This is a genomic window from Novosphingobium sp. UBA6272 (assembly GCF_002440635.1).
Taxonomy (GTDB): Bacteria; Pseudomonadota; Alphaproteobacteria; order Sphingomonadales; family Sphingomonadaceae; genus Novosphingobium.
Window position 1 is genome coordinate 237,538 of sequence record NZ_DJUW01000028.1, and the last position, 12,980, is coordinate 250,517.

Consider the following 12,980-nt stretch of genomic DNA (forward strand, 5'->3'; position numbering starts at 1 on the left):
AGGTCGGCAGACTTCACCTTACATGATCGTAAGATATACCGAACGACGATCGAAGTCAACCAATCTGCCGAAAGTGTTCGATTGACCGAACGATGCGATTTTCCTACAGGCGCACGGTGTGTTACTCTTAGGGGGCTGGGAGAGTGTCATGTCGCTCGCGATGAGGTTGCAAAAGCTGCGCACGCAACGGGGACAATCCCTTCAGGTGGTTGCGGACGCAGTGGGGGCTTCCAAGGCCCACATCTGGGAACTGGAGAAGGGGACCACCAAGAACCCTTCGATCGAACTGCTCAAAGGCTTGGCTGAGCATTTTGGCGTCACGATTGCTTCGCTGGTCGGCGAGGACCCTTCTGAAGCGGAAGACGAACAAATGGTCGTCATGTACCGTGATCTGCAGAAACTTGACGCCAAGGATCGACAGTTCATCGAAGCGATGATCGAGACCATGAAAAAGCGCGGTAGTAAGGAAACCGATGCAGATTGACCGGGTCGAGCTTGCCGACTGCACCTCCCCCGAACGCATCATTGCAGAAGTCCTGCGACAGATCCCTGATCTCCCGATTCCCGTTCCGATTGAGGAACTCGCAACCGCAGTCGGGATCACAGCCATTCACAGGATGACGACCGACAACTTTGAAGGTGGATTGATCACCCAGCCTGAGCGTCGAGATGGTGTCATCCTTGTCAACGGCAAGGCCAACAGGCTGAGACAACGATATACGATCGGCCACGAACTCGGGCACTATCTCATTGCCGCACACCAGCCACGGGTATCGGGCCAATTCACTTGCTCGAAATCCGACATGAACATCCGCAAGGCCGACCGTGATGACCGTGCGCAACGGATGGAAGCAGAAGCCAATCGGTTCAGCGCAGGCATGTTAATGCCCCTACTCAAATTCAAGGCTGACATGCGCTCCCAGGGCGGACCGGACCTGAACCATGTCGTAGAACTGGCCGCGCGCTACGATGTCAGCAAGGAGGCCACGGCTATTCACTACTCGTCCTACCACCATGACCCTTGCGCTATCATTCTGTCGCAGAATGGGTTGGTGAAGCGGGTGTATAAATCGTCCCGTTTCCCTTTTGTGGAATCCAGTATCGGCAGGCCTCTGCCGCACAACTCGTTGTCCGCTAGCTACCAGAGTAGCGATGCTGCTTGGGACCAAGTCGACAGAGGCGTCTGGCTTGCAAGCCTTGAGAGGCCTTCAACCATCGACGAACAAGCTCTGTGTCTGGCAAATGGGTGGAAGATGACCATGTTGGTCCACGAAGAAAGCGAAGACGACAACGACGGAGAAGTCCGCGACACATACGATGTTTGGGAAAACCCTCGCTTTCCAGGCAAGAATCGGCGCCGTTGACCGAATTGAAATAGAGAGTGAGACGAAGTGCGCTGCCCTTCGGGCGACCTGCTCTATTCGCTTCGCGAACCAAGCCCGAGGTCTTGGCCCATAAGGGTGACGATCAGGAGCGCGAACAAAATGAGCGGGGCTGATGGCGCGCTCTGTCCCGCAGGCCCTGCGGTCCTGCTCCTGAGGGCGCGGCGTTTCACGAAAATGGCCCCGCACGCACTCTGAACCGGCGGACTTGGCTTCACGCGCAGGCATGGAAATCCGACAGGCCCCGGCTTCCCGCCTGCACGAGCAAGTGAGCGATTGCCGCCTCCTTTCAGGGTGCGGCTTTTTGTTGGAGCAACCCCGCTGGCCGCTCGCGCTACAGCGGCGATGAAAAGACGAAGCTGAGAGTGAGAGAGTGGCCGGCTTCGCCGTGACGGGATGAGGGTCGAGAGAGAGGCTCCCGGCCGCCCGTCATGGAGATTTCCCCATGAACATGCAGGTTCTCGAAGCGCGGCGCGATATGAGCGGCGGGTATAAGGTCGATGTCTCGCGCGGCTCCCGCGTGGGTCGGGTTTCGTCGGAATGGTTCTCGCGGCCCGACGACGAGCGGTTCCTTTCACTGAACGAGCTGGCCAGCTCGGTGCGCGGGCGTTCCGAGCGCAGCCGGACCCGCGTGGTCGAAACCGCGCTCATCCATGTCGAGGCGAACCGCAATGATCCGGGACGCCTGGAGCTGCTGCTGCCCGGGGCCGATGCCCCCGTTCAGCCAACCCACTGGAGCTTCGGCCAACTCGCGAGCCAGGTCGGCGCACCCGCCGCCTATCTGCGTCAGCTTCCCGCTCCGCTTGCCGCAATAAACCTGCAATATGGCCTGACCTCGAACCGGGCCGAGCAGATTAAGACCCTCGAAACCGATAACGGTCGCCTCGAATTGCGCGCGGTTACCGGACCTGACTATGGCCGGATCTACGATCACGAACTGGTGGAGGCCGTGCAGAAGATCGCCGGCAACGGCACCGGCGACACGCGCTGGAAAGTGCCCGGGGTGCTCGACTGGTCGACCGGGGTTTACAACCCGATGGTCGACATCTCGAAGGACACAACCACGCTCTATGCTTCCGACCGCGATGTGTTCCTGTTCCTGGTCGATGATCTCAACCCGATCGAGGCAGGGCGGTTGCCTGACGGATCGCCCGACCTCTACTTCCGCGGATTCTACTGCTGGAACTCCGAGGTCGGCGCAAAGACGCTCGGCATGGCAAGCTTCTACCTGCGCGCGGTCTGCCAGAACCGGAACCTGTGGGGCGTCGAGGATTTCGAGGAAATCTCGATCCGCCACAGCAAGTACGCCGCCAACCGCTTCGCCCACGAGGCAGCACCGGCCTTGCTGAACTTCGCCAACTCCTCCCCTCAGCCGTTCATTAATGGCATCAAGACGGCGCGCGAGCGCATCGTCGCCCGCACCGACGAGGAGCGCGGTGACTTCCTGCGGCATAGGGGGTTCTCTAAGGCCGAGACCGGCAAGATCATTGAAACCGTGCTCGCCGAGGAAGGCCGCCCGCCGGAATCGATCTTCGATTTCGTGCAAGGAATCACCGCGCTCGCCCGCGGCAAGGCGCATCAGGATGCCCGCCTCGACATGGAGGGCAAGGCCAAGAAGTTGCTCGACCGGGTCCACTGATCCCCGCTGAATCTCAATTCCTCCCGCGTGGCGCTGCCTTCTCCAGAGTGAGAGGGCGGCGCTTTGCTTCGTGACGGGTCGAGGCCTGAGAGAGAGTCTTTCAGGCGGCCCGTCATGGAGAACCACCATGACCAAGCAATTGCCCAAGCTCGTGCTCAGTTCCTCGCGCGACATCCCTTTCAACCAGCTGGTGCTGAGCCAGAAGAACGTCCGGCGTCTGAAGGCGGGCTTATCGATCGAAGATCTCGCCGACGACATCTACCACCGCACCCTGCTTCAGAGCCTCAATGTCCGGCCCGTCGTCGGTGAGGATGGCCAGGAAACTGGCATGTTCGAGGTTCCCGCAGGCGGCCGCCGCTTCCGCGCGCTCGAATTGCTGGTGAAATCGAAGCGGATGGCCAAGGATCAGCCGGTTCCCTGCGTCGTGCGCGAGGCCGGCATCGCCGAGGAAGACTCGCTCGCCGAAAACGTCATGCGCGTCGGCCTGCATCCGCTCGACCAGTTCCGCGCTTTCACCGCCCTGATCGACGCGGGCCTGTCGGAGGATGACATCGCTGCGCGCTTCTTCGTCTCGGTCTCGACGGTGCGCCAGCGCCTGCGGCTTGCCTCTGTCGCACCCAGCCTGCTCGAAGTTTACGGCGAGGACGGCATGTCGCTCGAACAGCTCATGGCCTTCACAGTCAATGAGAACCACGCCCGCCAGGAGCAGGTCTGGGAGCAGCTCAAACAGACCTACCAGCCTTCCGCCCATCAGATCCGCCGCCTGCTGACCGAGGATGCCATTCCGGCCAGCGATCGCCGCGTCCGCTTCATCGGGCTCGATGCCTATGTCGAAGCTGGCGGATATGTGATGCGCGACCTGTTCTCGTCAGACAAGGAAGGCTGGCTCCAGGATCCGGCTCTCGTCGAACAGCTCGTCAACGCGAAGCTGACGACCATTGCCGAGGAGATCGGCGCCGAAGGTTGGAAATGGGTCGAAGCCGCAATCGACCTGCCTTACGGCTGCGAGCGCGGTAAGCGCCGGATCACCGGGACCACCGTCTCGCTGACCGACGATGAGCAGTCCACGCTCGACGCGCTGGTCGAGGAATATGACGGCCTCGGCGAGCAGTATCAGGATGGCGGAGACCTGCCCGACGAGGTCGATGCGCGACTGTCCGAGATCGACGCCGGCATCACTGCGCTCACCCAGCGTCCGGTCAGCTACGATCCTGAGGAACAGGCACGCGCAGGCGTGTTCGTATCCTTGTCGCACGATGGGCGGCTACGGATCGACCGCGGTTATGTACGTCCGGACGATGAACCGGCCTCTGAAGGTGCTGATGACGACGAAAACCAGGCTGCCGGAATTGCTTCGACCGGCCCGACGGTAAGCGTCGGCGGCCAAGTGCAGACTGGCGAGCAGGCCGACGACGAAGACGACGCCATCCGTCCGCTGCCCGACCGGCTCGTGTCCGAACTGACCGCCGAGCGCACGCTGGCGCTGCGCGACGCGCTCGCCAATGCGCCCGATGCCGCGTTCCTTGCCCTGCTGCACACGCTGTGCCTGTCGGTGTTCCGGTCGCATGTGCAGGCTGGCTGCGTGCAGATCGGCGTCACTCAGGCATGGCTTGGCAATGCCGCCCCGAACCTGCGCGAGACGGTGTGGAGCCAGTCGATCCAGCAGCGGCACGAGCAGTGGGCGGATCGGCTTCCCAGCGAACCCGATGAGCTTTGGCTGGTACTCGCGGCCATGGCCCACGAGGAGCAGATGGTCCTGCTTGCCCACTGCGTCTCGCTCGGCGTCAACGCGCTGTTCGAGGCTACCAAGGGTTACGACGGACGGATCTCCGCGCACGGAGTTGCGCAACGGATCGCCGCCGCCGATGCTCTGGCGGGAGTGGTCGGACTCGACATGGCTGAAGCAGGCTGGGCGCCGACGGTCGATAACTACCTCGGCCGCGTTACCAAGCCCCGGATCATCGAGGCAGTGCGCGAAGCCAAGGGCGACGCCACGGCTGTGCTGATCGAGCATCTCAAGAAAGGCGACATGGCCCGCGAGGCCGAACGCCTGCTTGCAGGCACGGGCTGGCTCCCCGAACCGCTGCGACTGCCGCAAGCCGAAGCCGAGTCCGAAGCCGACGAGCAGGTCGCCGATCTGCCCGACTTCCTCGCCGAGGACGGTCCGTTCGATCAGCACGAGCAGGACGACACCTACGCAGTCGCTGCGGAGTGATCCCTTTTGCGCGGGGCGGCACGCGCCCCGTCCCGCGCCCATTTTTACGACATTGAAGGAGCTACACGATGGCCATCCCGGACTATGCCCGCACCAACTTCGAGACCCTGGTCAAGGCCGCCCAGGCAGGCGATCTCGCATTGATGGAATGCACCGAGGTCGAAAGCGGCGAGACCCGTTACGTCCTCTGCGCCGTCGGCCGCGATGAGGATGACTATGTCATGACCCCGTTCGGCCACCTCGCCCCCGGCAATCCCTACGACGCCTACGTCCCGCCCGCCTGAGCGGCGGCGACCCTCAACCCATTTTCAAAAGGATATCGTCGATGACCAACTCGCTTGCTGCGGGTGCTTTCGCGCGCCCGCTGTCCGCCCAATGTCCCGTTCAAGCCGCAGCTTCGATCATCCTCGCTGCACAAGACCTGCTCGGGCACTTCGCTGCCGGTCGCCGCATCGACACTGCAACTGTCCGCACGGCGATGCAGTCGGCGTTCGGCGCAAGCGATGCCGCCGGGGCCTGGAACTGGAAGGCTGCCTACGAGGCGGTTGAGGTCGCGCAACTGTTGTTCATGCGGCGCTATGGCCCAGCCATCCACGCCAAGACGTCCGACCCATTCGAACGGCTCAAGATTGTTGAGCGGATTGCCCGGCTCGCCCCCACGCAGACCCGGCGCAGCGAGGAAATGCAGGCCTATCAGCAGTTCTCGACGCCTTTGGGGCTGGCCTGGGTCGCCGGTTTCGCGGCCAGCTTCGTGCCCGGTGAACTGGTGCTCGAGCCATCGGCAGGCACCGGTTTGCTCGCCATTCAGGCCGAACTTGGCGCGAGCAGGCTGGCATTGAACGAGGTGGCCGAGTTGCGAGCCGCCTTGCTGGGGCAACTATTCGGCACGGCGATTGTGACCACCCACGATGCAGCACAGATCCATGACCGGCTCGATCCGGGCATGGTGCCCAATTGCATCGTGATGAACCCGCCGTTTTCTGCCGCCGTTGGTGTCGAGACGCGCGTAGCGGATGCTGCATTCCGCCACCTGTCTTCGGCCGTGGCCAGGCTCGCACCTGGTGGACGCCTCGTCGCCATCACCGGCACGAACTGTTCGCCTGAGCACAAGGTCTGGCGCGAGGGGTTCGTGCGGCTGCAGGAACAAGCCCGCCTTGTGTTCACCGCGCCGATTGCCGGCTCGGTCTTCGCGCCCCACGGCACGAGCATCGAAACCCGGTTGACGGTGATCGACAAGCTGCCCGCCGCGGAGCCGACCTACTTCCCGGCGCCGCTAGGCACCGCGCCCGACCTTGCGACCCTGCTGCGCTGGCTGATCGATTACCTGCCGCCCCGCGCCGCGCTCGCCGCCCAGCAACCTCCCGCCCTCCGGCCAGCTGCACCGTGCCGGGTAGCCGCGCTACGGCCCAGACTTACAGTCACTCACCCGGTTGAACCGACCGGCGTGCTGCTCGACTACGATGTTGCCGACTGGAGAGAGGAGGCATCGGCCCGCCTCAGCGATACGCTCTACGAGCCCTACACGCTGCAATCCCTCCACATTCCGGGGGCAAAGCCGCATCCAACCAAGCTGGTGCAATCCGCCGCCATGGCCTCGGTCGCACCGCCCAGGCCGAGCTATCGTCCGCACCTGCCTCTTGGTCTGGTCGAACAAGGCCTGCTCTCCGACGCCCAGCTTGAATCGGTCATCTATGCCGGCGAAGCGCACAGCCAACATCTTGCCGGCAGTTGGACGGTCGATGCGACTTTCGACAAGGTCGAGGCCGCACCGGACGACTGCGACACCGCAGTCGCTTTTCGCAAAGGCTGGTTCCTTGGTGATGGCACCGGCGCGGGCAAGGGGCGCCAGGTTGCCGGGATCATCCTCGACAACTGGCTGAAGGGCCGCCGCCGTGCGGTGTGGATTTCCAAATCCGACAAGCTTCTTGAGGACGCCCAACGGGATTGGCGGGCATTGGGCCAGGAGCCCTTGTTGGTCACCCCGCTCGCCCGCTTTCGTCAGGGCACATCGATCCGGCTCGAGCAGGGCATCCTTTTTACAACCTATGCCACGCTACGCAGCGATGCGCGTGAAGGTAGGGTTTCCCGCGTCCAGCAGATCGTCGATTGGCTCGGAACCGACTTCGACGGAGTCATTGTCTTCGACGAAAGCCATGCGATGCAGAATGCCGGTGGCGGCAAGAGTGAACGCGGGGACGCGGCCCCTTCGCAGCAGGGCCGTGCCGGGCTGCGCCTACAGCACGCACTGCCGGATGCCCGGGTTCTCTATGTCTCGGCGACCGGCGCGACCACGGTCGAGAACCTCGCCTATGCGCAGCGGCTCGGCCTGTGGGGTGGCGCGGACTTCCCCTTCGACAAGCGCACCGATTTCGTTGCCGCGATCGAAGCCGGCGGGGTCGCGGCGATGGAAGTGCTGGCCCGCGACCTCAAGGCGCTCGGTCTCTATTCCGCACGGTCGCTGTCTTACGAAGGCGTCGAATACGAGTTGCTCGAACACCAGCTCACCCCGGATCAGGTCCGCATCTACGACGCCTATGCTGGTGCATTTCAGGTCATCCATAACAACCTCGATGCCGCGCTCGAAGCGGCAGGGGTGACTAGCGCCGCCGACGGCACACTGAACGCACAGGCCAAATCCGCCGCCGGTTCTGCCTTCGAATCTGCCAAGCAGCGCTTCTTCAACCACCTGATCACCGCGATGAAGACCCCGACCCTGATCCGGGCCATCGAACAGGGGCTGACCGATGGTCATGCGTCCGTGGTGCAGATCGTCTCGACCGGGGAAGCCCTGCTGTCGCGGCGGCTTGCTGACATCGATCCGGGCGAATGGAACGATGTCCAGTGCGACGTAACTCCCCGCGAATACGTGCTGGACTATTTGCTGCACAGCTTCCCGACGCAGCTCCACGAGCCGTTCACCGATGGCGATGGCAACCTCTCCTCACAACCTGCCTATGACGGTGATGGCAATGCCATCCAGTGCCGCGATGCCCTTGAACGGCGCGACCAGCTGATCGAAAAATTGGCATCGATGGAACCGGTCCAGGGCGCACTCGACCAGATCGTCCAGCGGTTCGGTACTGATATGGTTGCCGAGGTCACCGGCCGCTCCCGCCGGATCGTCCGCAAGGTCGATGCGGATGGCGAGCGTCTCGCGGTCGAGAACCGACCTGCCCACGCCAATCTCGCCGAGGCGCAGGCGTTCATGGAGGACAAGAAGCAGATCCTGGTCTTCTCCGACGCGGGCGGCACGGGGCGCAGCTACCATGCTGATCTTGGCAGCCGTAACCAGCGGCTGCGGCATCATTACCTGCTCGAAGCGGGCTGGAAGGCCGACACAGCGATCCAGGGGCTCGGGCGAACCAACCGCACTAATCAGGCGCAGCCACCGCTGTTCCGACCGGTCGCCACCGACGTTCAGGCCGAGAAGCGCTTCCTCTCGACGATCGCGCGGCGGCTCGACACACTGGGTGCGATCACGCGGGGGCAACGCCAGACCGGCGGACAAGGCCTGTTCAGGCCGGAGGACAATCTCGAAAGCCCTTACGCCCGCGATGCACTGCGCCAGCTCTACATGCTGATCTATGCGGGCAAGGTGGCCGAGTGCTCGCTCGGGCTCTTCGAGAGCCTGACCGGCCTTTCGCTGACCGACAGCAGTGGTTGCCTGAAAGACGAGCTGCCGCCGATCACCACCTTTCTCAACCGGCTGCTGGCGCTGACCATCGCGATGCAGAACGTGCTGTTCACGGCGTTCGAGCAACTGCTGAGTGCCAAGGTTGAAAGCGCGATGGCGAGCGGCACCTACGATGTCGGGCTGGAAACGCTGACCGCCGATAGCTTCACCGTCGCGCACAGCGAGACCATCTACACCCATCCCTCGACCGCTGCTGAAACCCGCCTGCTCACGATCGCGGTGCGGGCGCGCAATCAGCCGGTTACGATCGACAAGGCGCTGGACCTGCTGCGTGAACCTGGCGCGCGGTTGCTGGTCAATTCCCGCTCGAAGCGCGCCGCCGTGCAATTGCCTGCTCGCAGCGTCATGCTCGGCGATGGCGAGATCGAGCGACGGGTTCGCCTGATCCGGCCGATGGAGAAGCTCTATCTGTCGGTCGCCCATTTGCCCGAGACCAGTTGGGAACCCGCCGACGAGGCTGCATTCCGGGCAGCGTGGAATGCAGAAATCGCGCAGGTTCCCGAGTTCGATACCAGCGAGCTGCATATCGTCACTGGGCTGTTGCTGCCGATCTGGAAGCGGCTGCCCGAGGAATCGACGCGCGTCTATCGGCTGCGCACTGACGACGGGACCACCGTTATCGGCCGCCGCGTATCCCCGGCATGGGCCGCGAATGCCGTCAGCGCCGACACACCGCAACTCACGCCACCACAAGCTCTGTCGCTGCTGCGCGAAGGGCACACCGTGGTCAATCTGACCGACGGCCTGCAACTGCGCCGTTCGCGCTTGATGCAGGTGAACCGGATCGAACTCATCGGGTTCGGTCCAACCGCTGTCGACCGCCTCAAGGCGATGGGGCTGTTCTCCGAAATCATCAGCTGGAAGTTGCGATTGTTCGTGCCCGACGACACCATCCTCGGCACCGAAGTGATCGAGCGGCTGTTCGCCCGCCATCCTCTGACCCGCATCCTTGACCGGAAGGCGGCGTGACATGAGCAGGCTCTCAGCGCGCGCGGGCGAACTCTCGGAGCGGCTTGCTAGACAAGTGCAGGCCGTTTGCCGCCATTACCTGCCCGCCGGTCGCCGCGAAGGGCGGTATTGGATGGTCGGCGATGTGGCAGGCGCGCCCGGGCGCAGTCTCTATGTCCGCCTGTTCGAAACAGAACGCGGGAGAATTGGCAAATGGGTCGATGCCGCCACCGGCGAGCATGGTGATCTTGTCGACCTCATTCGCTTGAACCAGCGGCATGGCCGCCTCTCCGAGACTATAGACGAAGCCGAGAAGTTCCTGTCACTCCCACCATCAGCCGAGGTCGACCTTTGCCGAACGGCCGATCCGCCGCCCGTGCGTGTTGGTTCGCCAACCGCTGCACGGCGGTTGTTCGCTGCCTCAAAGCCACTCGCTGGCACCTTGGCGGCATCCTACCTTACCGCGCGGGGCATTACCCGCGTCGGCAATCTTACCGCACTGCGTTTCCATCCCCGATGCTACTACCGGGCGAACGAGGACGACATTCCCGGATTGCCCGGCAGCTTTCCGGCCTTGATTGCGGCGGTGACAGATTGTGATGGCGTTCAGACCGGCACGCATCGCACTTGGCTTGACCCAAGCGGTTTGACAAAAGCGGCAGTCGCATCACCGCGCCGCGCGATGGGCAATATCCTTGGACATGCGATCCGGTTCGGCCTGGCTGATGACATCATGGTCGCAGGCGAAGGTATCGAGACAATCCTGTCTCTTCGTGAGGTTGTGCCCGCCATACCGATGATCGCAGCCACATCGTCCGCCCATCTTGCCGCCATCCAGTTCTCATCCTCGCTGCGCCGCCTCTATGTCGCTCGCGACCGGGACAAGGCTGGCAATGGCGCATTCGCGATACTCTCCGACCGGACACAGGCAGCCGGGATCGAGCTGGTCTCGCTCATGCCTGAGCTGGGGGATTTCAATGACGACCTGCGCCAACACGGTGCGCCCGCATTGAAAATTCGGGTAATTGCCCAGTTGCACGGGGCCGCTCGCAGCAGGTTCATCGAAGGCTGAGGTGGGCCGAGACGGGGAGCGGGTGGCGCTCGGCTGTGGCCATAGTGTCCCGGTCATCCACACCGGGCACGCCCGGCCTTCCTTCAGACGCGATCCAAGAGACCGGCAGCCGCGAGGCTGCAATGGCGGTCTGCGGCTATTTTCCGGCGGCGCTCACGCGCCTTTCCATCGCGACCCAAAATAGCCGCCGCCCGCCATCCTTCGCTACGCTGCGGTCCAAGGGGATGCAGCCTCGCCGCTGCCGGTCAGAGGGATCGCCGAGAAGGCCGGGCAAGGTGCCCGGTCATGCGAACCCAGGATCATCCCCGTGACTTTCCAAGACGAACCCGACCACGAAGCCTCGCCAACCGGCCATCTCCTCGACGAAATCGCCCTTTACGGATACCGCCCCTTCTCGGACGAGGCCGACCCGCGCCCGCTTCCTGACGAGCGCATCGCCGCCGGCGCGGTCGCCGATATGTTCGACGCCCTGATCGCCACCATGCTCGACACCAGACTCGAACCCGATCTTGAAGACCTGTGCTGGGCGCTCGGCAATCTGTTCCACCGCGCCGAAGGCCGCATCAGCCGTGAACTCGACGACAACGAGGACGCGCAGAAGCGTAGCCAACGCGAACAGGATGGCTCCGAGGTCAAATCGGTCGAACTCGAACGGCTGATCCGCGAAGGCATCGGGCTCATTGAACGCCGCAACGCCATGGAGTTCATGCGCGATGCCGCATCCGACCAGTTCGAAGCCCATTTCCGCAAGGCCTGGACCCCGCGCACCGGCTCACTCGTCAACCACCGCACCTTGACCGCCGCCATGATCGACAGCCGCGACTTCCTTGCCGCCAAGCGCCGTTCGGAAACCGAACCCTTGCTGCCGACCGGAACTCGGATCGCATTCACCTCTGGCCCGGCCTATCAGGATCACAACCGCATCTGGGCCGTGCTCGATAAGGTGCTCGCCAAATATCCCGACATGGTCCTGTTCCACGGCGGAAATCCTACCGGCGGCGAACACATCGCGACCCTCTGGGCGCGGGCGCGCAAGATCACCCACGTTCCGTTCCGGCCGGACTGGGAGCGGTTCAAGAAGGCGGCTCCGTTTCGTCGCAACGATCAAATGCTGGAGGCAATGCCCAAGGCTGTGGTTGCCTGTCCGGGCAATGGCATCAATGCAAACCTGACCGACAAGGCGCGCAAGATGGGGATCTATGTGTGGGTGATCGAAAAAAAGGGCTCACGCAACAGTGGAACTGCCTAACTCGCAGCCTAGTCTCGAGGCTGCTCTCTGCGATGGCCCGAGCAGGCTAGGGTATACCCGCCGCTTTCGCGAATGTTTGCGCATGTATTGGATCATTGAAGGTTATTTGCACGCCCACGCGATAGTGAGCGGGCACGGTACCTGCTTTCGGACGCTTCACTGCGTAAGGCTTGGTGTCTCCATATGATCCGCTCGGCCAGAGACCTTTCAATTTCGGCATTCCAGATACAATCTTTTTCATAGCATTTTCAGCCATCTTAGCCTTGACGCCGCTAAGAAGTTGCTCAGCCTTACTGATGTCGAAGTCAGTCGCCCGAATGGACACGGGCGGCACCTCGCCTTGTAGGAGTGTCAGGTAGAACCTGAGACTATTCTTGGAATCTCGTTCGGCTTGAATCGGCATCGATGCACCCAAAATGGTAGAATTGGATCGCATGCTATAATCGATGATAGCGAGCCCGCAATGCCCATAAGAGTAATTCCCTTCGCCGACGCAAGCAACACAAGTGCGGAGTTGTCATCAGTTGACCGGGCATTCTAAACTGAGGCTTCGGGACGCAGATTTTCGATAATAGAACTAACAAGCTGTGCACCCAGCAAGTGACCCAAAACCAGCCACGGCCATGCGCAGCAATCTCCCCACTCTCAATGGCCAATCCGTGGGCCGCCTCAAATCCTCCTTCAATCAACCCGCAAGGGGTCCGCTACGCTTTGCGTGCGGCCACTGCGTCTGCGCCTTCGTGGTGATTGCGGCTTTGTGCCGTCTGTCCGGGGCCTGTCG

At 62.7% G+C, this 12,980-nt stretch carries 9 protein-coding genes; 8 read left to right on the plus strand and 1 reads right to left on the minus strand.

Translation table 11 applies throughout. The features are described from left to right. Nucleotides 1-148: 148 nt before the first annotated feature. The 8 genes from B2V17_RS14040 (at nt 149) to B2V17_RS14075 (ending at nt 12,199) form a co-directional block, all read left to right on the plus strand. Nucleotides 149-484 carry a helix-turn-helix domain-containing protein gene (locus tag B2V17_RS14040; protein WP_099185573.1) on the plus strand — a complete coding sequence of 112 codons (336 nt, stop codon included), beginning with the start codon at nt 149-151 and terminating at the stop codon, nt 482-484. Continuing rightward, a complete protein-coding gene (locus B2V17_RS14045) occupies nt 474-1,364 on the plus strand; it encodes an ImmA/IrrE family metallo-endopeptidase (RefSeq protein WP_292998735.1) in 891 nt (296 codons plus the stop codon). Before B2V17_RS14040 ends, B2V17_RS14045 begins: the two co-directional genes overlap by 11 nt. A 463-nt stretch (nt 1,365-1,827) precedes the next feature. Then, complete coding sequence (locus tag B2V17_RS14050; protein WP_292998737.1) at nt 1,828-3,021, plus strand: DUF932 domain-containing protein; 1,194 nt, start codon at nt 1,828-1,830, stop codon at nt 3,019-3,021. Nucleotides 3,022-3,148: 127 nt separating this feature from the next. Then, nucleotides 3,149-5,236, plus strand: coding sequence for a ParB/RepB/Spo0J family partition protein (locus B2V17_RS14055; protein WP_292998739.1), 2,088 nt, complete (start codon nt 3,149-3,151; stop codon nt 5,234-5,236). A 68-nt stretch (nt 5,237-5,304) separates the two neighbouring features. Beyond that, entirely contained in the window at nt 5,305-5,520 is a 216-nt protein-coding gene (locus B2V17_RS14060) for a DUF6117 family protein (protein ID WP_292998741.1), read from the plus strand. Between the two features lie 41 nt (nt 5,521-5,561). After that, entirely contained in the window at nt 5,562-9,899 is a 4,338-nt protein-coding gene (locus B2V17_RS14065) for a strawberry notch-like NTP hydrolase domain-containing protein (protein ID WP_292998743.1), read from the plus strand. Between the two features lie 112 nt (nt 9,900-10,011). After that, on the plus strand, nt 10,012-10,950 hold the full coding sequence (locus B2V17_RS14070; protein ID WP_292998745.1) for a DUF7146 domain-containing protein: 939 nt from the start codon (nt 10,012-10,014) through the stop codon (nt 10,948-10,950). A gap of 307 nt (nt 10,951-11,257) precedes the next feature. Further along, a complete protein-coding gene (locus B2V17_RS14075; protein ID WP_324473890.1) occupies nt 11,258-12,199 on the plus strand; it encodes a DUF2493 domain-containing protein in 942 nt (313 codons plus the stop codon). Between the two features lie 46 nt (nt 12,200-12,245). Here B2V17_RS14075 and B2V17_RS14080 read toward each other — a convergent pair whose 3' ends face one another. Beyond that, on the minus strand, nt 12,246-12,635 hold the full coding sequence (locus B2V17_RS14080) for a hypothetical protein (protein ID WP_292998747.1): 390 nt from the start codon (nt 12,633-12,635) through the stop codon (nt 12,246-12,248). Between the last annotated feature and the right edge of the window lie 345 nt (nt 12,636-12,980).